A 20,792-nucleotide genomic window follows, 5' to 3' on the forward strand; every position below is an offset into this window, starting at 1 on the left:
GGAACTACTTCAAGGCTGCCGGCTATGTCTCAGGTTAATGGCGGGAGGCTTTAAGTGATACTCGGCGTGTAAAGTTCTTCGCAAAGTGCTTTACTGCTTTTGCAGGAAGGTCTCGACCGACCGCGCCTTTTCCCCGTTGCGCAGCCGGGAAAAGGATAGGTTCAGACCGTTCTCTGCCAGCGTCCGGTCGAATTGTTGCAACTCGTAGCCGCCTTGGTCGTCCACGAACAGCGAATAGACTGTCAGCACATCTCCGTCGATCCGGCCCCAGACAAAGGGTTCGCCCTTCATCGGGTCAAGCTGCACCGCATGGCCGAACACATTGCGCCGCATCGCCGCTGAAAAGATGCCCGAGCGGTCCGTGGGCAGGAAATCGACCGAATACTTGCTTTCTTTCACCCGTCCGTCGGCCTTGTAGGTGATGGTGGCCCAGCTGACATTAAAGCCATCCTTGGTCTCTGAGATTGAAACGCTCATATCCCGAGGCGTGGCCGTACCGTCGACATCTACGACCTCGGCCGATCCCAGATAGTCACCGATGAAGGGTGCGATATCCCCTGCCTGCACCGGGATGGCAAAGCCCAGCAATAGGCCCAAGGTCAGAAACCATCGGGTCAGGCCCGTCCGGATCAGGGTCAATGCGCGCATCAGGACCTCCATCGCCATTGCACAGAATATCTTACAGGGGTCGGGTCCGGGCACAATGACAACTCGGCGTGAGGCCAACGAAAAATTGACGCGCCTCCTTGCCTATACCTTGGCCGCGCTTGCGCATAAGGTGCGCGCAACTGGCCGATTGCGCGATGGCCGCGCTGCGGTTAAACGGCATACGACTGCATACCAGACGGAGTGACAGATGTCTCAGACCCGCACCGAAACCGACAGCTTTGGCCCGCTAGAGGTTCCGTCCGACAAGTATTGGGGCGCGCAGACCCAGCGCTCGATCATGAACTTTCCCATCGGGTGGGAGAAGCAGCCTGTGGCCATCGTGCGTGCGCTGGGCGTGATCAAGAAAGCCTGCGCCATGGCCAACAAGGACAGCGGCAAGCTGGATGCGAAACTGGCCGATGCGATCATTCAGGCCGCAGGAGAGGTGATCGAGGGCAAGTTCGACGACAACTTCCCGCTGGTGGTGTGGCAGACCGGCTCGGGCACCCAGTCGAACATGAACTCGAACGAGGTGATCGCCAACCGCGCCATCGAGATCCTTGGCGGCGTGATCGGTTCCAAGGACCCGGTGCATCCGAACGATCACTGCAACATGGGGCAGTCCTCGAACGACACCTTCCCCACCGCCATGCATATCGCCACCGCGATGAGCGTGCGCGACGTGCTGCTGCCGGGGCTGGATAAACTGGCCGCAGGGCTTGAGCAGAAGGCAGAAGAGTTCAAGGATATCATCAAGATCGGCCGCACCCACACGCAGGATGCCACACCGCTGACGCTGGGCCAGGAATTCGGCGGCTACGCGCATCAGATCCGCCAGGGCATCGCCCGCGTCAAAGCCTGCCTACCGGGCATCTACGAGCTGGCACAGGGCGGCACTGCCGTGGGCACCGGGCTGAATACCCAGAAAGGCTGGGGCGAGACCGTGGCCGCCAACATGGCCGACATCACCGGCCTGCCTTTTGTCACCGCGCCCAACAAGTTCGAGGCGCTGGCCGCCCATGACGCCATGGTCTTCCTGTCTGGCGCTTTGGCCACCATTGCGGGCAGTTGCTACAAGGTCGCCAACGACATCCGCTTTCTGGGGTCTGGTCCCCGCTCGGGCCTGGGCGAGTTGATCCTGCCTGAGAATGAACCGGGCTCGTCGATCATGCCGGGCAAGGTTAACCCGACGCAAGCCGAGGCGCTGACACAGGTCGCGGCCCATGTGATGGGCAACGACGCGGCGATCAAGTTCGCAGGTTCGCAGGGTCATTTTGAGCTGAACGTCTACAACCCGATGATGTCCTACAATCTGTTGCAATCCATCCAGCTTCTCGGCGACGCCGCCGACAGCTTTACCGAGCGGATGCTGCTGGGCATCAAGGCCAATGAACCGCGCATCGACAAGCTGATGAAGGAATCGCTGATGCTGGTCACCGCACTGGCCCCCACCATCGGCTATGACAACGCCACCAAGGTCGCCAAAACCGCGCACAAAAACGGCACGACGCTCAAGGAAGAGGCCATCGCGCTTGGTTTTGTGGATGAGGCAACCTTCGACGCCGTTGTCCGCCCCGAACAGATGATCGGGCCCAAGGGCTGATGGCGGGGTCTGGTTCAGGGCCGGTTAACCTGAACGGGTACCGGAAAGAAAAAGCACGGGCCAAAAAAAGGCCCGCGCGGATCAAAATTCAATCGCTTTCGGGCGCAGCAAAGCCGAAAAGGACCTCGACAAGGCCCGGGCCGCCAAGGAACGTCGGGATCACGACGGGCATGAGTTAGACAAATGAGCGGACGCCCGGTGAAACGCTCGCTCACGCTCAAGGGGCACAGAACCTCGGTCTCGCTCGAGGATGAGTTCTGGCAGGCGTTTCGCGATATCGCGAAGAAAAAACAATTGCCTATCAACGTATTGGCATCCGAAATTGATGTAGATCGAGATCCCGAAACCGGTCTCGCCTCGGCCATCCGCGTCTTTGTTCTGAACTGGTACCGAACCCGGCAATGACATCTTGCAAATCTTTTGGTTTCGTGGCCCAATCACACGAGAACAAAACGGGAATATACCATGAGTGCGACAGTGACCGGCCCGGACGGGCGCCCACGGTGCAGTTGGTGTCAAGCCGCGCCCGAGTTTTTCGACTATCACGACAAGGAATGGGGTTATCCGGTCGGCAACGATCAACGCCTGTTCGAAAAGCTGTGTCTTGAGAGCTTTCAGTCCGGCCTCAGCTGGCGCACCATCTTGGCCAAGCGCGAGAACTTTCGCGCGGCCTTCCATGGGTTCGACTACGACAAGGTGGCCGAATTCACCGATGCGGATGTCGAGCGCCTGCTGCAGGACGCGGGTATCATCCGTCATCGCGGCAAGATCGAAGCGGTGATCAACAACGCTGCCCGCGCGCAGGAGTTGGTGGCGCAAGAGGGCTCAATCGCAGCTTACGTCTGGCGCTATGAGGCGCGGCCCGAGGATCTGCCCGAACCACAGACCGCCTCGACCTCACCCGAGTCGGTGGCGATGTCCAAGGACCTCAAGAAACGCGGCTGGAAATTCGTGGGACCCACGACGGTCTTTGCCTTCATGCAAGCGATGGGGTTGGTGAACGACCACGCGACAGGCTGCGTGATGCGCGAGAAGGCCGCGCAGATGCGGCAGGACTTCACCAAACCTGAGTAGAACGGCGGTCGGACTTCGCCGGTCCCAAGCCGCTTGCAAGCGGCTAAAGCGGTTTTCAAACCGCTTGTTTCAAGGCGTTTGCAAACACCTTGGCCCCCGCCCGCGCCACGGCGCGAACGGGGTTGACACACCAAAATCAGACTGAGGCCTGATAGATCTTGTCGATATTACTGCCGAGCGCTGAGTTGAACTCTGCATCCGACTGCTGTTTCGACAGCCCCTCGGTCAGCGCGCGCGAGAAAGAGGCGATCATCTTGCCGTTCTGGCCCAGCAGATCACAGGCCTCATCGGTCGAATAGCCACCCGACAGCGCCACCACACGCAGTACGCGGGGATGATCGGCCACCTCGTCGAATAGGTTGGCTTTACTGGGCAGGGTCAGCTTCAGCATCACGTCCTGCCCCTCTTCCAGCGCATCGAGGTTCTTCAGCAGCTCTGCCTTCAGGATATCCTCGGCCTCGACCTTGGTTTCCGAATGAATGTTCACCTCGGGTTCGATGATCGGAACCATACCCGCCGCCACGACCTCACGCGCTACGTCGAACTGCTGTGCGACCACGGCGGCGATGCCCTCGGCATTGGCCTCATGGATCACCGAACGTTCCTTGGTGCCGAACACCCCCAACGGAGCCGCCTTGGCCAGCGTCTCGGCCAGCCCCGGGATCGGCTTCATCACCTGCGCACCGTTGACCTGCTCTTCCAGACCCTTGTCGATCTTCAGGAACGGCACCACGCCTTTGACGGACCACAGATAATCGGCCACCTTGCGGCCCTCGATCTCTTCGCCCAGCGTGCGCTCGAACAGGATCGCGCCGATCACCTTCTCCTTGGTAAAATCGTCCGCCAGAATGATCCGCGCGCGCATGTTCTGGATCTCGGCAAACATCTCCTCATCCGAGCTGTACTGCGCCGCATCCACGCCATAAAGCGCCAACGCCTTCGGAGTCGATCCACCACTCTGGTCCAGAGCGGCGATGAAACCCGCACCATTCGTCATCTGTTCGCGCTGATCTGCTTTGGACATATTGCTTTCCCGTTCAATTGATTCCGCTTTTGAAACCCGCATACAGCATGGTTTCCAACGATGGTAGTTTGTTAGCGCTCAACCACGCGCAACCAGATGCCATCGCGTGCCCGTATGGTCAGATGGGCAACCGGCACCGGGTCACGGCCCTCGACCCGCTCAAAGCGGAAATGGCGCAACAGCATGGACAGGATCAGAGGGCCCTCGACCATGGCAAACCCGGCACCCGTGCAGACGCGAGGACCGGCGGAAAACGGAATATAGGCCGTGCGCTGACATTGTTTGCCATTCTCGGTCTGCCACCGGGACGGGTCGAACTCATCCGGACGTTCCCAGAGTCGCTCATGCCGGTGCAGGTGCCAGGGGCTGAGCACGATCTGCGCGCCCCTTGGCACCTCGCGATCCCGAAAGCGTTCCGGGCATGTAGCCTCGCGCACCATCATGGGCACCGGCGGATAGAGCCGCAGCGCCTCGCGAAACACATCTCGGCTGATGCGTAGTTTCGACATCACCGAAAACGAGCTGTCATCCAGCGCCTTTGCCTCCTCAGCCAGCCTGTCCTGCCATTCGGGGTAGATCGCCATCAGACAGAGCGCCCAGGCCAGCGCCGAGGCGCTGGTTTCGTGCCCGGCAAGGAAAAAGATCGCAACCTGATCGACCATCTCATCGGTATCGAAACGATCACCGGTCTGCGGATCGGCCGTGGTCATGATCTTGGTAGCCAGATCGTCAGGCGCGGTACCGTCTTCGATCCGCGCTATGCGCTCGGTTGTGAGTTGTCGGATCAGATCTCGGATCTGGGCTGCATTGTCCCGCGTTGCGCGCGAATGGAACCGGGGCACCCAGCGCGGCACCGGGATGAAGGCGGCCAGGTTCAGAAGCGGCTGCTCGCGCTGATAGGCGCGAAAGCGGGTGAACACACGGGCGGCCACCTCATGCTCGATGGGGATCGAGAACAGGGTGCGAAAGATCACATCCGCCGCGGCGTGGCTGGTAACCTCCTCGATCTCGGTCACCTGCCCCACCTGCCCCCGCAGCCGCGCCACACAGGCCTCGGACGCAGCCCACATCGCCGGGAATGTATCCTTAAGCCGCCCACCCTCGAAGGCCGGGTCGATGATGCGGCGCTGGCGCTTCCAGGTCTCGCCATTGGTCAGAAACACCGACTCGCCCAGCAGCGGGCGCAACCCCTCACGGATGCGGTCGGATTTGGGGAAATCGTCGGGGCGGGTCTTCAGAACCGTCTCGACCAGTTCCGGCTGGTTAATCAGGTATGAGCGGAAAAAGGGCGTGCGGAACTCGGCCATCCACGCCCGGTAGAGACGCGCGGGCTGCGCCGACAGGATGTCCTGCCGGAACAGTTTCAGGTACCGCCAGAGCGAGACCTTGTCCGGGCGCGAGGGCGGTTTCGGCGGCCTCATGCGGGCGCCATCGAGGTATATTTGCTGACTGCCACGTCGATCCGCGATTTCGACGGCGCGCGGTTTTCGTAGCGCTCGGCCAGTGTCAGCGGCCCGGCGGTGATGCGGAAATAATCGTAGTCCCCGGGTTGGTCGAAAGCGCAGAGATACTGAAAATGCAGCCGGAAAAAGCGCCAGCGCAACTCGGCCCAGCGATCCGGCGACAGCGTCTGAGTGAAGGCTGCGGAGAAGACCAGCGGCCAGCGTTTACCCTCCGCCGCCACCCCGCTCACCGTCACCGGATCGCACAGCGCAAAGGCGCAGCCGTCGCCGGGGGCCGACACATCGACCCAAGCCAACTCCTCACGAGTGCAGAGGTAATGCAGATCGGCCCGCAAGCGATGCGCCTCAGGCAGAAACGACACCATCGGCACCACCTGCCCCAGCGACAAAAACCCCAGCGCCGGGCCATCTGCTGGCACACGCCCCGCCCGGATCAGATCGGCCAGCACCGACACCCCCAGATGCGCGCCCGAGCTGTGGCCCACCACCAGCACCTCATCCACTTCCCCGGCCAGCGCCCCTGCAATCAGATCGCCGAACTCGGCCATTCGCACCTCGAGTTCGGGCGGATTGGCCCCGCCCGATTGTGCCGAATAGGCATAGTCATGCATCAGGTAGTACGCGAACAACTTACCGTCCCGCGCCCGGAACCAGCGCAGGATCAGAACCGCAACGCCTAAGCCAGCCATTAGCCCGACCGCACGCAGCGCCACCCCCGGCAACCAAGGCTCAGCCAGCGTAACCAGCGATGCCAACGCCCAGCCAGCCAACGCTGCCAGCACCAATTGTAGCAGCAGCATCCCCACCGGATAGAGTGCCGCGATCACCGGCCCCTTGCGCAACCGCATCAGCCGCCACAGCGCGCCCGACACCACATAAATCCAAGCCGTCCGGGCCAGTTGCAGATAGGTTGCAGGGATTGAGTTGGACATGCTCTGCCGCACGATATCCGACCAGACCAGCGCCTCGATATCGGTTTCGGTTGTCACCCCATCCTGCATGGACGTCACAAGCCAGCCATAAGGCCCCTGCCCGCTTTTAGATTTCAGATCAAGTTCATAGCCCGAAATCTTCGCCTGCGCCGCGCCCTCACTCCGATAGAGTTCGCGATATCGGCGCGGATGAATCGGATCGTAGCCGGGAATATAGAACACCCGGCGGCGGCGCACCTGTTTCTGCGGCGTCTGACTGCTCATGGCCTTGTCCTCTGCCGCGCAGCCTAGCGCAGCAACCCGGGAAGTTTAACCCCGTGATCTTCTTCTGTTTATAAATATCCTCGGGGGGAATCGTGCATCGCACGATGGGGGGCAGACAGCCCCCCCTTGCCACGCTCAGCCAAGCGTGGCGAGGCCGGGGAAAGTCTCCAGCAGCCACCAACTGAACTCGGTAAAGAGGCCCGAAATCAGCATGACGCCGACAAACAGCAAGAGCGCGCCCATCGCCTTTTCGATCTTGCCCATATGCGGCTTGATCCGGTTCATCACGGACATCGAGCGGTTGAGGAACATCGCCGCCAGCAGGAACGGAATACCCAGCCCCGCCGCATAAACCCCCAGCAGCAGCGTCCCCCGCGCCACCGAGGCCTCAGACGCCGCCAGCGATAGGATCGCACCCAGCTGCGGGCCGATGCAGGGCGTCCAGCCAAAGGCAAAGGCCAGCCCCAGCAGATAGGCGCCAAAGACCGAGCCTCCGGCATCGCCGGTCTCCATCCGCGCCTCGCGATCCAGTAGCGGAATGCGGAACACACCCAGGAAGTGCAGCCCGAAAATAATCACCACCGCACCTGAGATCTTGGCGAAAAGCACCTGATTCGACAGCACAAAGGCGCCAAAAGCCGAAGCGGTGAACCCCAGCAACAGGAACACCGTCGACAGGCCCAGCACGAAAAACAGCGCCGTCAGCGTCGCCTTGCGCCGTGCCCGGGCCTGATCCTGCATCTCATTGATCGTCACCCCGCTCATGTAGGCGAGATAGGGTGGCACGATCGGAAGAACGCACGGGCTGAGAAAGCTGATCACCCCGCCGAGCATCGCGATGAACATGGCGGGCAGCAGTCCCGCGTCGATGATGTCTATTCCGAACATGTCTTTGCACATATGTCATCCGCGCAGCCGCGTCACGATGCCATGCGGTCACATCCTCGTGGTCCGCGAGGGGCCACCCGCTGGACAGGGGCGGCGCGGACGAATATCTGCGGGATATGAGTGACGTGACCGAAACACTGGACGCGTTGGGCCTCTTGTGCCCTCTGCCCGTCCTCAAGGCCCGCAAACGGTTGAAATCCCTGCCGCAAGGGGCGCTGCTGCGTGTGCTGGCCGATGATCCGGCGGCAATCGTGGACGTGCCCCATTTCTGCGCCGAGGCAGGTCACGCACTGGTCTCGCAAGGTGAGGAAAACGGGCACCAAACCTACCTGATCCGCAAGGGCGGATAAGAAAAAGGCGGGCTTCACAGCCCGCCTTTCATTCGCTCGCCTAGTTTCCCAGCGACCACCATCCGCGCCGTTTCGGCTTGGGCGGTTCCGCCGGTTGCGCAGGCTCTTCAGCCACGGTTTCCAGCACCGGCTCGGCCTCCTGCGGGGCTTCGGCCGCTTCGGGCTCTGCAACCTCTTCCTGAGGCTCTGCCACCGGCTCAGACGGCTCATCCTCGGGCGCGGCTTCCGATTGCTCGGCTGCGACCGCAGGCTCTTCGCTGGCTTCAGCTGCCGGTTCTTCCTCGACGACGGCCTCTACAGCCTGCGCCTCCTCAACCGGCGCCTCCGCCATCTCTGGCTCGGTCACGCTGTCTGCAGCAGGCTCCTCAGCAGGTGCAGCGGCGTCCTCGGCCACGGCCTCAGCAGCAGCTTCTTCTTTCTTGGCCTTGCTCTTGCCGCGCGACGAACGGCGCCTCTTGGGCTTGGGCTTCTCAGCCGGCTCATCCTTATCCGTCGCAGCGTCGGCGTTGGCCTCTTCGCCCGCTTCATCCTCGGCAGTCGCACTTTCGTCCTGCGCCTCGGTCACCTCGGGCGTATCTGCTCCGCCACCACCCTTCTTGCGGCGACGGCGACGGCGCTTGCGCTTGGGCTTGGGCTCCTCCTCGGACGGAACCACTTCTTCCTCGACCTCATCGGCAGCATCGACCTGATCCATGATCGAGGCATCCACCGACACCACCGGCGCGCTGGCCACCGGCACTACCCGGCTGGCGGTCTTGAACTTCTCCATCGAGAAATCGGGGCTCACTAGATGGATATCGCCCTCGATCCGCACCGAAAGGCCATAACGCGCCTCGATCTGCGCGATATGCTCGCGCTTCTGGTTCATCAGGAAGTTGGCGATACCGACCGGGCAACGCACCAGCACCTCGCGGCTCCGGCGGCGGGTACCCTCTTCCTCGATCTGTCGCAGGATGGTCAGCGCCATATTGTCGTCCGAGCGGATCAGGCCCGTGCCGTGGCAGGACGGGCACGGCTGCGTCGTCGCCTCGATCATGCCGGGGCGCAGACGCTGGCGGCTCATCTCCATCAGGCCAAAGCCCGAGATCCGGCCCACCTGGATGCGGGCACGGTCGGTCTTGAGCTTCTCCTTCATCCGCTTTTCGACCGCCGAGTTGTTCTTGCGCTCGTCCATGTCGATGAAGTCGATGACGATCAGACCGGCAAGGTCGCGCAAACGCAGCTGGCGCGCCACTTCCTCGGCAGCCTCCAGGTTGGTCTTGAGCGCGGTTTCCTCGATCGAGCCTTCCTTGGTGGCCCGTCCAGAGTTCACGTCGATTGCCACCAGCGCCTCGGTCACGCCGATCACGATATAGCCGCCGGATTTCAGCTGCACCGTCGGGTTGAACATCGAGCTCAGGTAGCTTTCTACCTGATAGCGCGCGAACAGGGGCAGAGCCCCTTCGTACCGCTGCACGTTCTTGGCGTGCGACGGCATGATCATCTTCATGAAATCCTTGGCGATGCGATAGCCCGCCTCGCCCTCGACCAGAACCTCGTCAATGTCGCGATTATAGAGGTCGCGGATCGAGCGTTTGATCAGATCGCCCTCTTCATAGATCTTCGCGGGGGCGATGGATTTCAGGGTCAGTTCGCGGATCTGCTCCCACAGCCGCTGGAGGTATTCGTAGTCGCGTTTGATCTCGGCCTTGGTTCGCTTGGCCCCAGCCGTGCGGACAATCAGGCCTGCGCCGCTGGGCACGTCGATCTCGGACGCGATTTCCTTGAGCTTCTTGCGGTCGGCCACATTGGTGATCTTGCGGCTGATGCCACCGCCACGGGCGGTGTTGGGCATCAGCACGCAGTAACGGCCTGCGAGCGACAAGTAGGTCGTCAGCGCCGCGCCCTTGTTGCCGCGCTCTTCCTTGACCACCTGCACCAGCAGTACCTGGCGGACCTTGATGACTTCTTGAATCTTGTAGCGGCGCGGACGCGGCTTGCGCGGCGGCCGGATATCCTCGCTATCGTCTTCGTCAGCGACAGATTCGATGCTGTCATCCTTGGACGAGGCGTCAGCCCGGGCCTTGTCCTCGTCGTCCTCTCCATCATCGTCATCGCCTTCGTCGGCGTCGCCGTCACTCTCGTCTGTGGTGTCGGCTGCAGCATCTTCGCTAGCCGCTTCCGCCTCGGGCTCTTCACCCGGGGTTTCCTCGTCACTCTGAGAGGTTGCTTCTGTTTGGCTGCCTGAATCCGATGCGGTTTCAGCAGTTTCCGAGCTGTCCTCCGCAGAGGCATACGCCTCAGCGGCGTCAACCGGCTCCTCAACCGGCGTTTCCGCCACCAATTCCATCGGCGAGGTGCCTTCGGGCACGTCGTGGTCCTCTGCCTCGTCACCATCGGCCAGGTCGATGGTTTCCATGCCGCTGGGTTCCGACGAAACATCCTTGGTTTCGACCGGATCGTCGGTTTTCACATCAGCTGCCTTGGTGCGCGAACGCGACCGGCGTTTGGATTTCGGCTTGGGCTCGTCCGCCTCGTCGCGCGCCTTCATCGCCTCGGCATAGGCGCGCTCCTCCTCCATCAGCGCCTCACGGTCGGCGACGGGGATCTGGTAGTAATCCGGATGGATTTCGGAAAAGGCGAGGAACCCGTGGCGGTTACCGCCATAGTCCACAAAGGCCGCCTGAAGCGAGGGTTCGACCCGGGTTACCTTTGCGAGATAGATGTTTCCTGCAAGCTGGCGCTTGTTTTCGGATTCAAAGTCGAACTCCTCGACCTTGTTTCCGTCCACCACCACAACGCGAGTTTCCTCTGCGTGGGTGGCATCGATGAGCATTTTCTTTGCCATGTGTCCTTGGTGCACCGCGCCAAATGCGCTGACCTGCCCGGCCCTGGTGGACCGAGTGTTTTGGGAATGTCGCTTTCGGGACGGTGTCTTGTCAGGGCGATATCGGACGGCGCGCGGCAGGGTCTGGCACTCTGGCCCCCTGCTCGTTCACTCAATGGTTGCGCGCGCGTCATCGCGGTTCTTCTCCGACAGGCGCGAAAGATGCCAGCGCCTGCCCATTTATTCCTCTCACCCGCAACTCCGGGAGAAGGCACACTATTGCCCCGAAAACGGGGCACAATCGGTCTGCTTTGCCGTTTCAACGGTCATCGCCAACTGCGGCAGAGCAGCGAAACTCAAGAACGGGGCTTATGGGACGTCAATCGGGCCCGGCCCGTCGGTACACAATAAGGGGAGAGTTGTGGAAAAGACAATGGCCAAATCCCGCCTTACGCAATTCCAAATGCAGGCGCGCGCCTCTGCCCCTTCTTCTGTTTGAAAATATCCCGGGGGTGGATTGGCCCAAAGGGCCAAGAGGGGGCTGGCCCCCTCCCCGCCCGGACCGTTTCGCAGCCGTCAGAGGTAATCCGACCGCTGCAGGCCGTATTTGGCCATCTTCTCGTTCAGCGTCCGGCGCGGCAGGCACAGCTCCTCCATAACGGACGCGATTGAACCCTTGTGACGGCGCATGGTGTTGTCAATCAGCATCCGCTCGAACGCCTCGACATATTCCTTCAGCGGCTTGCCTTCGGTGGTCATCACCGGCTGCATCTCTTCATGATCCGACATAAGGAGCGAGGCGATGGTTCCCGATCCGCGTCGCGCCTGCAGCACCGCGCGTTCGGCGATGTTGATCAACTGACGCACATTCCCCGGCCAAGGCGCCTGCAACAGTTGCGCAGCCTCCTGAGCGCTGACCTGCGGCGCGTCACAGCCATACTCCTCGGCAAACTGCTCAGACAGACGGGTGAACAGCGTCAAGATGTCCTCGCCCCGCTGACGCAGCGGCGGCATGGTGATGCGTAGCGCGGCCAGACGGTAGAACAGATCCGGGCGCAGCGCGTCCTCGCAGGTCTTACCCGCCTCCTGCAGGTTCGAGATCGCCACGATCCGAGTCTCGGCAGGCGTGCCCTGCTCGTTCATCACGCTCAACAGCCGCGCCTGCAACGTGTCGCTCAGCGCCTCGATATCCTCGAGCACCAGCGTGCCGCCGCGCGCCTCTTCGATGGCGGGCAGTTGCGCGTCTTCGGGCAGCATCGGACCGAAAAGGCGCTTGGACAGCGTCTCTTCCTCAAGTGCCGCGCAGGAGATCAGCACGAACTTCTTGCCTGCCCGACTTCCCACCGCATGCAGCGCATGCGCCACCAGCGTCTTGCCGGTGCCGGTCTCGCCGTCGATCAGCACATGGCCGTCGGCCTGCCCCAGGTCCAGAATGTCCTCACGCAGACGCTCCATCACCGGGCTGGCGCCGATCAGCTTGTTCATGATTTGCGCCCCGCCCGACAGTTCGCGGCGCAGGGCGCGGTTGTCCAGCGTCAGACGCCGGGCATTGCTGGCACGCTTGGCCAGTTCCGACATCCGATCCGGGTTGAAGGGTTTTTCAAGGAAATCGAACGCACCAACGCGCATCGCCTCGACCGCCATCGGCACATCGCCATGGCCGGTGATCATGATCACCGGCAGGGTGCTGTCGGCGCCCATCAGCTTTTTGAGGAACTGCATCCCGTCCATGCCCGGCATCTTGATGTCCGAGATTACGATGCCCGGATATTCCGGCCCCAACACCTTGAGCGCCTCTTCCGCGCTGGCAAAGGTCTCGGTGTCGTAGCCGGACAGGGCAAGCCATTGGCTGATCGACTGGCGCATGTCCTGTTCGTCGTCAACAATGGCGATCTTCATGGCCTGTGCCATAGTCATTCCTCGTCTTTATTCAGCGGCCTCAAGGCCATCTTTCTCAAGTATCGGCAGCTGCATCTCGAAAACCGCGCCCCCGTGTTGCGCGTTCCGGGCCGTCAGCCGCCCCCCGTGGTCGTTCACGATCCCGGAGGAGATGGCAAGCCCCAGCCCGACCCCGTCCCCCGGCTGCTTGGTGGTGTAGAAGGGCTCGAACAGGCTCTCGATGTCCTCGATGCCATGGCCGTTGTCGCGCACCGTCAGGATCGCGGTCTCGCCCGCCGCCAGGATGATTTCGACATCCGGGTCCGCCACCGATTTGGTGGCATCGAGCGCATTGCGCAGCAGGTTGACCATGACCTGTTCGATCCGCATCCGGTCGCCCATCACCAGCACCGGTTCCTCGGGCAGGATCTGGGTGATCTTGACCTGCCGCTGGCGCAGCTGCGGCTCCATCATCGACAGGGATGAGGCCAGCGCATCGCCAAGATTCACGGGGCTGAACGCATCCGCCCCCTTGCGCGCATAGGACTTGAGCTGCCGTGTAATCGCCCCCATCCGCTCGATCAGTCCATCGATGCGGCCAAAGCTCGCCAACGCCTCTTCGGGGCGGTTGCGGCGCAGCAGCAGGCGCGCACCTGCCAGGTAGGTCTTCATCGCCGCCAGAGGTTGATTCAACTCGTGGCTGACCGCCGCCGACATCTCGCCCAGAGCGGCCAGTTTCGAGCTTTGGGCAAGGGTTTGCTCGGCAACTTCCAGCGTCTTTTCAACCCGTTCCCTCTCAGCAATTTCCCGCTGTAGCCTGGCGTTAAGTGCGCGAAGCTCCGCCGACTCGCGCTGGAACAACGCCATTCGCAACGCCGTTCGGCGGCTGAGCGCATAGAAGGCCAGCGCCAACAGAATCGCAAAGCCCATGATTTCCAGCGCCAGCACCCCGTTTACCCGCTCGCGGATCGACGCGTAGGTGGTGAACGAGGTCATCTGCCAGCCGCGGAACGGAATGCGGGTTTCCATCCGCATCACTGCCTCGCCCTGCAGGTAGGCGTCCGCGGGAACCGCGGTCCAATCGGTGGTAGCCCGGATCGCGCGCTGGATGGCGCTCTGTGCCGGCTGCCTAAGAAGGGCCGCGTTTTCATCGAGGCCGCGCCATTGCGGCTCAGTGGACAGAATGATCGTACCGGTGCTGTCGGTGACCATCACCGCGTCCGAGATACCCGCCCAGGCACGTTCGAACTTGTGCAGGTCCACCTCGACCACGATGACACCCAGCACCCCGGCCCCTGCTTCAAGCCTGCGGGCATAGGTAAAGCTGTACCCGCCCGCCTCGCGCGGGATTACCGAGAAAATCGTGGCATTTGAGCGTACGGACTCGACGAAATAGGGTGCACCGCGATGCATCTCGCCCAGCCGGTTGCGATCCGTTGCGGCCACACTCCGCCCATCCCGGTCCAGCAGCATCAGCGAGGCGGCGCCGATTTCTTCGACAAAAGAGATCAGCCGCTGGGTCGACAGAGAGAAGTTGTTCGATTGCAATGCCGAGATCAGCGTGGGATCGCGCGCCAGAAGCTGCGGAACGATGGCATTGCGCCGAAGTTCGCTCAGCAGGTTGCCGGAATAGAGCGCCAGCCGCAGCTCGGCCCGGTTGCGGGTGCTTTCGGTGAATCTGTTCGTCAGCAGACGATTGGTGATCCAGACGGTCGCGGCAGTCGCCACCAGCAGCACTGCAACCACCGTCCGCAGCCGCCAGCCAATAGACCCGGCTCGCAGCCAGGACCAACGCGACGGGCGCGCAAGATGTTCGTCTGCACTCATGGCCCGAAGCTAAGCCGCCGGGGCCGGCTACTCAAGTCACGCGGGCGTCAGAACACCCGCCAATGCGCGGAAGAGCGCCGCCCCGTCGGTGCCGCCATGGCCCGGATCGGCGGCACGCTCGGGATGCGGCATCATCCCGAGAACGCGCCGGTTTTCCGACAGGATACCGGCAATATCGCTGCACGACCCGTTCGGATTCTCGGTATAGGTGAACGCGATCCGGTCCTGATCGCGCAATGCGGACAATGTCGCGTCATCGGCGAAATAGTTTCCGTCGTGATGAGCAATCGGAATGCCGATCACGTCGCCCGCATTATAGCCTTCGGTAAAGGCGCTGGCCGAAGTCTCGACCTTCAGCCCCACGGTGCGGCAGATATACTTAAGCCCCGCATTGCGCAGCAGAGCGCCGGGCAGGATGCCGGTCTCGGTCAGGATCTGGAAGCCGTTGCAGATACCTATGGCATAGCCGCCGCGCTCGGTATGCTCGACCAACGCCTTGCAGATCGGCGATTGCGCCGCGATGGCGCCGCAGCGCAGGTAGTCACCATAGGAAAACCCGCCCGGCACGCCGACGATGTCCACGCCCGCTGGCAGTGCTGCATCCTTGTGCCAGACCATCTCAACCTGAAACCCGGCCTGCTCAAAGGCCACGGTCAGATCACGATCGCAGTTCGATCCGGGGAATACGACAACGGCTGCACGCATGGCAGAACCTCCTGGGTCTCAAATTCGGGAATGACGGAGATGCCGCCCGGGCATCAGACCAGCTTGATCTCGTAGCGCTCGATCACGGTGTTGGCGAGCAGTTTTTCACACATCTCGGTCACATCCGCCTCAGTCGCGCCCTCAGCCAGTTCCAGGTCGATCACCTTGCCCTGACGTACGCCTTCGACCTTGTCGAACCCCATGGCCCCCAGCGCATGGCGCACCGCTTCACCCTGCGGGTCCAGCACTCCGTTTTTGAGCATCACATGCACCCGTGCCTTCATCTCGTCTCGTCCCTCAAGTCTGCAAAGAAGCCCATGCCGCTTCTTCTTGCCAAAAATACGCAAAACCCGCGCCCGCCACCGGGCGCGCGGCCTCAGTTGATCAGTGTGGGCTTGGCCACCGCGCTCTTGGGCATCACGCCCAGACGCCGCGCCACCTCGGAATAGGCGTCGGTCAGATTGCCCAGATCGCGGCGGAACACATCCTTGTCCAGCTTCTGTCCCGTCTCGATGTCCCATAGGCGGCAGCTGTCGGGGCTGATCTCATCGGCCACCACCAGACGTTGGAAATCGCCGTCGTAAATTCGGCCGATCTCGATCTTGAAATCCACCAACCGGATGCCGACAGCCAGCATCACCCCGCTCAGGAAATCGTTGACCCGCAGCGCCAGGCTCAGGATGTCGTCCATGTCCTGTTGTCCGGCCCAGCCGAACGCGGCGATATGCTCTTCGGTCACCAGCGGATCGCCAAGGCTGTCATCCTTGTAGCAATATTCCACGATCGGGCGCGGCAGCTGGGTGCCCTCGGCGATGCCAAGACGCTTGCTCATCGAGCCGGCGGCATAGTTGCGCACGATCACCTCGAGCGGGATGATCTCGCAATTGCGCACCAGTTGCTCGCGCATGTTCAGGCGGCGGATGAAATGGGTCGGCACACCGATCTGATTGAGGCCGGTCATGAAGAACTCGCTGAGGCGGTTGTTAAGCACGCCCTTGCCTTCGATCACGTCCTTCTTTTCCGCGTTAAAGGCGGTGGCGTCGTCCTTGAAATACTGCACGATGGTGCCCGGCTCGGGGCCCTCATACAGGATCTTGGCCTTGCCTTCGTAAATCTTCTTGCGACGCGCCATGAGCGACCTTTCCAGTCTGAGGTGAGGGAATGAGTCCCTCTCCGTGGGGCCCTCATAGTCCAAGCCCCCCTGTCCCGCAAGTTCATGCGACCCGAGGGGCTTTGACGCAGCGCAAATCCCTTGCACCGGGCGTCCCGTACAGTCATATCATCAGGAAAGAAGTTGTAACCCACGAGGTCCCCAACCAATGACCACATTCGACGAACGTGAAGCCGCGTTTGAAAACAAGTTCGCGCATGACGAAAAGATGCAGTTCATTGCCCGGATGCGCCGAAACCGCTTTATGGCCGTATGGGCCTCGACCCTCAAAGGCGAACCTGTTGAAAAAGCTCGGGATTATGGTCAGGAACTGGTCCGCGCCGACCTGCAGAACGTCAGCGAAGACGATGTCGTGGAGGCGGTGAAGGGTTACCTGGGTGACCTCGCCGACGAAGCGAAGATTCGCGAGAAGATGGCGGAGCTGCTGGTCGAAGCCAAGGAGCAGGTCATGTCAGAGGCCGAGATCTAAGGTTGCCGCTGCCCTCCTCATGATCTTCATGAGATTTATGAATTTGCTTTGACACCCCGTCCGTGAGAGACGGGGTGTCTCACATTTGGCACCCTTCGGGTGCCGTGCATCGGGATTCAGAAAAATGACCAACGCCTTTGCATCCATGCTCGACAGTCATGATGTCATCCTCGCCGATGGCGCAACCGGAACCAACCTGTTCCAGATGGGGTTGCAGTCGGGCGATGCACCCGAGCTTTGGAACACCGACGAGCCGGATAAGATCATCGCACTCTATCGGGGCTCGGTCGATGCGGGCAGCGATCTGTTTCTGACCAACACCTTTGGCGGCACCGCCGCCCGGCTCAAGCTGCACGACGCACAAGACCGGGTGCGCGAGTTGAACCAGGCCGGGGCTGAACTGGGCCGCGCCGTGGCCGACAAGGCCGGGCGCAAGGTGATCGTGGCGGGTTCGGTCGGCCCGACGGGTGAGATCATGGAGCCGGTAGGCGCCCTGACGCACGCCCATGCCGTCGAGATGTTCCATGAACAGGCCGAGGGCCTGAAAGAGGGCGGCGTTGACGTTCTGTGGCTCGAAACCATCTCGGCACCGGAAGAGTTCCGCGCTGCCGCGGAGGCATTTGCTCTGGCCGACATGCCCTGGTGCGGCACCATGAGTTTCGACACTGCAGGCCGCACCATGATGGGCGTGACCTCGTCAGATCTAGCGCAACTGGTTGAGACCCTGCCCAACCCGCCGCTGGCCTTCGGCGCCAATTGCGGCACCGGCGCGTCGGATATCCTGCGCACCGTGCTGGGCTTTGCGGCACAAGGCACCGAGCGTCCGATCATCTCCAAGGGCAATGCAGGCATTCCGAAATATGTCGATGGCCACATCCATTATGACGGCACGCCCGATCTGATGGGGCACTACGCCGCCATGGCGCGGGATGCAGGCGCCACGATCATCGGCGGCTGCTGCGGCACCATGCCGGACCATCTGCGCAAGATGCGCGAGGCGCTGGACACCACCGCGCGCGGCGAACGCCCGACACTGGATCAGATCACCTCGGCGCTGGGGCCGTTCACCTCGGCCTCAGACGGCACCGGTGATGAGGCCGCAGCCCCCGAACGGCGAGGCCGCCGTCGCCGCCGGGCCTGAGGCGCGACATTCGACATTTCGCGACCAAGGCGTTTACAAACGCCTTGAAGCGGTTTCGAAACCGCTTAAGCCGCTTCCAAGCGGCTTCCTGGCCCTGAATTCAATGGACTTATTGACTTTCGACCGCAGCGCCCAGCAGGGCCCGGACCTGCGCCACCGGTACACCGAGGTTCGAGCCGCCAAACTCCGGGATGATTGCCGCGTTCACAGCCACCACCTCTCCCCGCAGGTTCAGGACCGGCCCGCCACTGCCGCCATGGGTGGTCTCGGCATCATAGACCACCGCCGCCCCGGTTGCCTGTCCGACGATTCCCCGGCTGGACAGGGGCGACATCCGCCCCGCCTCAGAGAGGCGCGCGGCCACCTGCCAGAACCCGGTTTCGCCCTTCTCGCGCAAGGCCTCGACAAATGCCTCTCCCGACTGTGCCAGCAGCGACATGAGGCCAGTCGGATAGCCCATCACCAGCACCTCCTGCCCGGGCAAGGGCACCTGCTCGGCCAGAGACAACCCCTCGGGCAACACCTCCTCGCCCACCGGCACCAACAGCGCCAGATCGGCGGTGTCGCTCAATGCCCTGACCGACAATTCCATCGGGCCGACACGCTCCGGGAAATAGGCGACAAAGCGGATCATCACCGGCTCCATCGCCGCACCGCCCATGCGCACCCCGGGCTCATCATCCCAGGGCAGCGCCACGTGGCGGTTGGTGACGATCACGCCTTCGTCGCGCAGCACAAAGCCGGTGCCGTTAAACTGCACTTCGGCCACAGGTCCGTTGCCTTCGACCGACAGCATCGGCCGGCCATTGGGCAACCGCATCGGCACTCCATCTCCGTCCACAACCTGCCGCAGCATTTGCTCGCTTTCGCGATGGCGCAGCCCGTACCCGCCCTGCAGGAACGCCACTGAACCTGCCGCTCCACCGATCACCCGCATCTCGGCGCCCGAACGTGCCTCGAGCGTTTCCAGCCGCTCGGCATTGACCGTGAGCCGTGCGCGCAACTCCTCTTGCAAGGCTGTCAGATCGCCGGGCCGGATCGTGTCGCGCTGGGTCTCGGAGAGCGCCGCCGCCACTGCATCGACCTGAAACTGGCGACTTTCGATCTGCGCACGCAGGCTCCGGTCGGTTCGGAATTGCAGCGCCACCGCGATGGCCAGCGCCACCAGAGCCGCCAGCACCCCGGCCCGAAACAGCAGCGCGCCATCCGAGGTCACCCGCCCGGCCAACCCGGCGCAGGCGCCTACAGCGCGGCGCGGCAACGACCGGCGGCTGCTGCGCAGGTAGGACACGGTATCGCCCAGAATTTCTCCAATGGTTGGCTTTGGCCGGGTCTGATCGTCGTAGACCCGGAACCGGGACAGCGGGCCGGTCTCGCCAAACTCAATCATGTCGCCCTGCGCCAGTGGCGCCTGCGTCACCTGCTGGCGGTTGACCCACAGTTCGGCCCCCTCGGCGGCATCGACCGAGAACCGCTCACCATCGCGCAAGACCCGCGCCATATGTTGCCCCTCGGGCAGTTGCGCACCGGGCAGCAGAACGCGCAGACCGCCATCGCCGTCCAGCCAGATGTCCATGGCATCGGAGGTGATCCAGGAATAATGGCCGCGATTGCGTCCGGTCAAATGTTCCAGAACAGCGGCACAGGGGCTGGGCGTCGGGGCGGTCATGTCGTCCACATGACGGCCCCTCAGCCCGCGTTTGTCAACGCCTCAGCGACCCTCGAATTTCGCGGGCCGTTTTTCGAGGAAGGCCACCACGCCCTCGGAAAAATCACGCGTGCGGCCGCACTCGCCCTGCAAATGCGCCTCGGCTGCGAGTTGGTCCGGCAAGTTCCGATCATACGTCCCCCGGATCGCCTTTTTGATTGCCGCAAAACCAGCTGTCGGGCCATTTGCCAGATAGGCGGCCCGTTTGCGCCAATGGGCGTCGAAATCGTCATCGGCCACCGCCTCCCAGATCAAGCCCCAATCGTCGGCCTGCCGGGCGCTGATCTTGTCCGCAAAGAGTGCGGCACCCATCGCCTTGGCCATACCCATCTGGCGCGGCATGAACCAGGTGCCGCCCGCGTCGGGCATCAGGCCGATCCGCGCGAAGGCTTGCAGGAAATAGGCGCTTTCGGTGGCGATCACCACATCGGCACACAGCGCCAGATTGGCCCCGGCGCCCGCTGCCGGGCCGTTCACCGCCGCAATCGTCGGCACTGGGCAGTCATAAACCGCTTCGAGCATCGGCTCATATTCATCCCGCAGCGACCGCTCCAGATCGATCTTGCCGGTGCTCGACGCATCGCCCAGATCCTGACCGGTGCAAAAGGCGCTCCCGGCGCCGGTGAGCACGACGGCGCGTGCATCTTGTGCAGCGGCATGCATGGCATGGGTGATCTCGGCCCGCATCTGCGCGGTCAGCGCGTTCATCTTGTCCGGGCGGTTGAGCGTCAGGACGGCCAGAGCGTCGGTGATGTCGAGCCTGATGGTGTCATACTGCATGGGAAGCCCCCTCGCCTGCATTCCGTTTGGCGGCAAACTGGCGCAAGTTGACGTCCGGGGA

General features: G+C 62.5%; 19 protein-coding genes and 1 pseudogene. 7 read left to right on the forward strand and 13 right to left on the reverse strand.

Features of this window, described 5'->3' with window-relative positions; translation table 11 throughout:
• Positions 1–90: 90 nt before the first annotated feature.
• Positions 91–648 (reverse strand): hypothetical protein, encoded by a 558-nt coding sequence (locus GOX53_RS21920; protein WP_171180193.1) that lies wholly within the window; start codon positions 646–648, stop codon positions 91–93.
• Positions 649–856: 208 nt separating this feature from the next.
• Between GOX53_RS21920 and fumC the strand changes: the two genes are divergently transcribed.
• The 4 genes and pseudogenes from fumC (at position 857) to GOX53_RS21940 (ending at position 3,325) form a co-directional block, all read left to right on the forward strand.
• Positions 857–2,251 (forward strand): class II fumarate hydratase, encoded by a 1,395-nt coding sequence (gene fumC / locus GOX53_RS21925; protein ID WP_171180194.1) that lies wholly within the window; start codon positions 857–859, stop codon positions 2,249–2,251.
• Positions 2,251–2,438 (forward strand): annotated as a pseudogene (locus GOX53_RS21930) (DUF4169 family protein). The gene fumC and the pseudogene GOX53_RS21930 overlap by 1 nt, the downstream one beginning before the upstream one ends.
• Positions 2,435–2,656 carry a ribbon-helix-helix domain-containing protein gene (locus GOX53_RS21935; RefSeq protein ID WP_171180196.1) on the forward strand — a complete coding sequence of 74 codons (222 nt, stop codon included), beginning with the start codon at positions 2,435–2,437 and terminating at the stop codon, positions 2,654–2,656. The pseudogene GOX53_RS21930 and the gene GOX53_RS21935 overlap by 4 nt, the downstream one beginning before the upstream one ends.
• Positions 2,657–2,716: 60 nt before the next feature.
• On the forward strand, positions 2,717–3,325 hold the full coding sequence (locus GOX53_RS21940; RefSeq protein WP_171180198.1) for a DNA-3-methyladenine glycosylase I: 609 nt from the start codon (positions 2,717–2,719) through the stop codon (positions 3,323–3,325).
• A gap of 136 nt (positions 3,326–3,461) precedes the next feature.
• Here GOX53_RS21940 and GOX53_RS21945 read toward each other — a convergent pair whose 3' ends face one another.
• The 4 genes from GOX53_RS21945 to GOX53_RS21960 form a co-directional block, all read right to left on the reverse strand.
• A complete protein-coding gene (locus GOX53_RS21945) occupies positions 3,462–4,349 on the reverse strand; it encodes a fructose bisphosphate aldolase (protein WP_171180200.1) in 888 nt (295 codons plus the stop codon).
• 71 nt (positions 4,350–4,420) lie between these two features.
• On the reverse strand, positions 4,421–5,770 hold the full coding sequence (locus GOX53_RS21950) for a cytochrome P450 (RefSeq protein WP_171180201.1): 1,350 nt from the start codon (positions 5,768–5,770) through the stop codon (positions 4,421–4,423).
• Entirely contained in the window at positions 5,767–7,008 is a 1,242-nt protein-coding gene (locus tag GOX53_RS21955; RefSeq protein ID WP_171180204.1) for a hypothetical protein, read from the reverse strand. Before GOX53_RS21955 ends, GOX53_RS21950 begins: the two co-directional genes overlap by 4 nt.
• A gap of 135 nt (positions 7,009–7,143) precedes the next feature.
• On the reverse strand, positions 7,144–7,896 hold the full coding sequence (locus GOX53_RS21960) for a cytochrome c biogenesis CcdA family protein (protein ID WP_171180206.1): 753 nt from the start codon (positions 7,894–7,896) through the stop codon (positions 7,144–7,146).
• 116 nt (positions 7,897–8,012) lie between these two features.
• Here GOX53_RS21960 and GOX53_RS21965 point away from each other — a divergent pair, with 116 nt between their 5' ends.
• Complete coding sequence (locus tag GOX53_RS21965; RefSeq protein WP_171180208.1) at positions 8,013–8,246, forward strand: sulfurtransferase TusA family protein; 234 nt, start codon at positions 8,013–8,015, stop codon at positions 8,244–8,246.
• Positions 8,247–8,286: 40 nt separating this feature from the next.
• Here GOX53_RS21965 and GOX53_RS21970 read toward each other — a convergent pair whose 3' ends face one another.
• The 6 genes from GOX53_RS21970 to purC all read right to left on the reverse strand — a co-directional run bounded on the left by GOX53_RS21970 (position 8,287) and on the right by purC (position 16,594).
• A complete protein-coding gene (locus GOX53_RS21970; protein ID WP_171180210.1) occupies positions 8,287–11,073 on the reverse strand; it encodes a ribonuclease E/G in 2,787 nt (928 codons plus the stop codon).
• 555 nt (positions 11,074–11,628) lie between these two features.
• Positions 11,629–12,963, reverse strand: a complete 1,335-nt coding sequence (locus tag GOX53_RS21975; protein ID WP_171180212.1) for a sigma-54 dependent transcriptional regulator — start codon at positions 12,961–12,963, stop codon at positions 11,629–11,631.
• Between the two features lie 15 nt (positions 12,964–12,978).
• The gene (locus tag GOX53_RS21980; protein ID WP_171180214.1) at positions 12,979–14,757 is read right to left on the reverse strand and encodes an ATP-binding protein; all 1,779 of its coding nucleotides are present in this window, start codon (positions 14,755–14,757) and stop codon (positions 12,979–12,981) included.
• A 36-nt stretch (positions 14,758–14,793) separates the two neighbouring features.
• On the reverse strand, positions 14,794–15,462 hold the full coding sequence (gene purQ, locus GOX53_RS21985) for a phosphoribosylformylglycinamidine synthase subunit PurQ (RefSeq protein ID WP_171180217.1): 669 nt from the start codon (positions 15,460–15,462) through the stop codon (positions 14,794–14,796).
• 53 nt (positions 15,463–15,515) lie between these two features.
• Positions 15,516–15,746 (reverse strand): phosphoribosylformylglycinamidine synthase subunit PurS, encoded by a 231-nt coding sequence (gene purS, locus GOX53_RS21990; RefSeq protein ID WP_171180219.1) that lies wholly within the window; start codon positions 15,744–15,746, stop codon positions 15,516–15,518.
• A 92-nt stretch (positions 15,747–15,838) separates the two neighbouring features.
• Positions 15,839–16,594 (reverse strand): phosphoribosylaminoimidazolesuccinocarboxamide synthase, encoded by a 756-nt coding sequence (purC, locus tag GOX53_RS21995; protein ID WP_171180222.1) that lies wholly within the window; start codon positions 16,592–16,594, stop codon positions 15,839–15,841.
• Between the two features lie 187 nt (positions 16,595–16,781).
• Here purC and GOX53_RS22000 point away from each other — a divergent pair, with 187 nt between their 5' ends.
• Positions 16,782–17,102 (forward strand): DUF1476 domain-containing protein, encoded by a 321-nt coding sequence (locus tag GOX53_RS22000; RefSeq protein WP_171180224.1) that lies wholly within the window; start codon positions 16,782–16,784, stop codon positions 17,100–17,102.
• A 124-nt stretch (positions 17,103–17,226) separates the two neighbouring features.
• Positions 17,227–18,243, forward strand: coding sequence for a betaine--homocysteine S-methyltransferase (bmt, locus tag GOX53_RS22005; RefSeq protein ID WP_171180225.1), 1,017 nt, complete (start codon positions 17,227–17,229; stop codon positions 18,241–18,243).
• A 109-nt stretch (positions 18,244–18,352) separates the two neighbouring features.
• On the opposite strand, the gene GOX53_RS22010 is transcribed toward bmt, so the two are convergent.
• Both GOX53_RS22010 and GOX53_RS22015 read right to left on the reverse strand, forming a co-directional pair.
• A complete protein-coding gene (locus GOX53_RS22010) occupies positions 18,353–19,912 on the reverse strand; it encodes a trypsin-like peptidase domain-containing protein (RefSeq protein WP_217351878.1) in 1,560 nt (519 codons plus the stop codon).
• A gap of 42 nt (positions 19,913–19,954) precedes the next feature.
• Entirely contained in the window at positions 19,955–20,731 is a 777-nt protein-coding gene (locus GOX53_RS22015) for an enoyl-CoA hydratase-related protein (protein ID WP_171180229.1), read from the reverse strand.
• Positions 20,732–20,792 lie beyond the last annotated feature (61 nt).

It is taken from the genome of Ruegeria sp. HKCCD8929 (assembly GCF_013031405.1).
In the GTDB taxonomy this organism is placed as follows: Bacteria; Pseudomonadota; Alphaproteobacteria; order Rhodobacterales; family Rhodobacteraceae; genus Ruegeria.

Coding starts and splice junctions, on each gene's coding strand:
- GOX53_RS21920 (WP_171180193.1), bottom strand. CDS start 648: ATGCGCGCATTGACCCTGATCCGGACGGGCCTGACCCGATGGTTTCTG.
- fumC (WP_171180194.1), top strand. CDS start 857: ATGTCTCAGACCCGCACCGAAACCGACAGCTTTGGCCCGCTAGAGGTT.
- GOX53_RS21935 (WP_171180196.1), top strand. CDS start 2,435: ATGAGCGGACGCCCGGTGAAACGCTCGCTCACGCTCAAGGGGCACAGA.
- GOX53_RS21940 (WP_171180198.1), top strand. CDS start 2,717: ATGAGTGCGACAGTGACCGGCCCGGACGGGCGCCCACGGTGCAGTTGG.
- GOX53_RS21945 (WP_171180200.1), bottom strand. CDS start 4,349: ATGTCCAAAGCAGATCAGCGCGAACAGATGACGAATGGTGCGGGTTTC.
- GOX53_RS21950 (WP_171180201.1), bottom strand. CDS start 5,770: ATGAGGCCGCCGAAACCGCCCTCGCGCCCGGACAAGGTCTCGCTCTGG.
- GOX53_RS21955 (WP_171180204.1), bottom strand. CDS start 7,008: ATGAGCAGTCAGACGCCGCAGAAACAGGTGCGCCGCCGCCGGGTGTTC.
- GOX53_RS21960 (WP_171180206.1), bottom strand. CDS start 7,896: ATGTTCGGAATAGACATCATCGACGCGGGACTGCTGCCCGCCATGTTC.
- GOX53_RS21965 (WP_171180208.1), top strand. CDS start 8,013: ATGAGTGACGTGACCGAAACACTGGACGCGTTGGGCCTCTTGTGCCCT.
- GOX53_RS21970 (WP_171180210.1), bottom strand. CDS start 11,073: ATGGCAAAGAAAATGCTCATCGATGCCACCCACGCAGAGGAAACTCGC.
- GOX53_RS21975 (WP_171180212.1), bottom strand. CDS start 12,963: ATGGCACAGGCCATGAAGATCGCCATTGTTGACGACGAACAGGACATG.
- GOX53_RS21980 (WP_171180214.1), bottom strand. CDS start 14,757: ATGAGTGCAGACGAACATCTTGCGCGCCCGTCGCGTTGGTCCTGGCTG.
- purQ (WP_171180217.1), bottom strand. CDS start 15,462: ATGCGTGCAGCCGTTGTCGTATTCCCCGGATCGAACTGCGATCGTGAT.
- purS (WP_171180219.1), bottom strand. CDS start 15,746: ATGAAGGCACGGGTGCATGTGATGCTCAAAAACGGAGTGCTGGACCCG.
- purC (WP_171180222.1), bottom strand. CDS start 16,594: ATGGCGCGTCGCAAGAAGATTTACGAAGGCAAGGCCAAGATCCTGTAT.
- GOX53_RS22000 (WP_171180224.1), top strand. CDS start 16,782: ATGACCACATTCGACGAACGTGAAGCCGCGTTTGAAAACAAGTTCGCG.
- bmt (WP_171180225.1), top strand. CDS start 17,227: ATGACCAACGCCTTTGCATCCATGCTCGACAGTCATGATGTCATCCTC.
- GOX53_RS22010 (WP_217351878.1), bottom strand. CDS start 19,912: ATGACCGCCCCGACGCCCAGCCCCTGTGCCGCTGTTCTGGAACATTTG.
- GOX53_RS22015 (WP_171180229.1), bottom strand. CDS start 20,731: ATGCAGTATGACACCATCAGGCTCGACATCACCGACGCTCTGGCCGTC.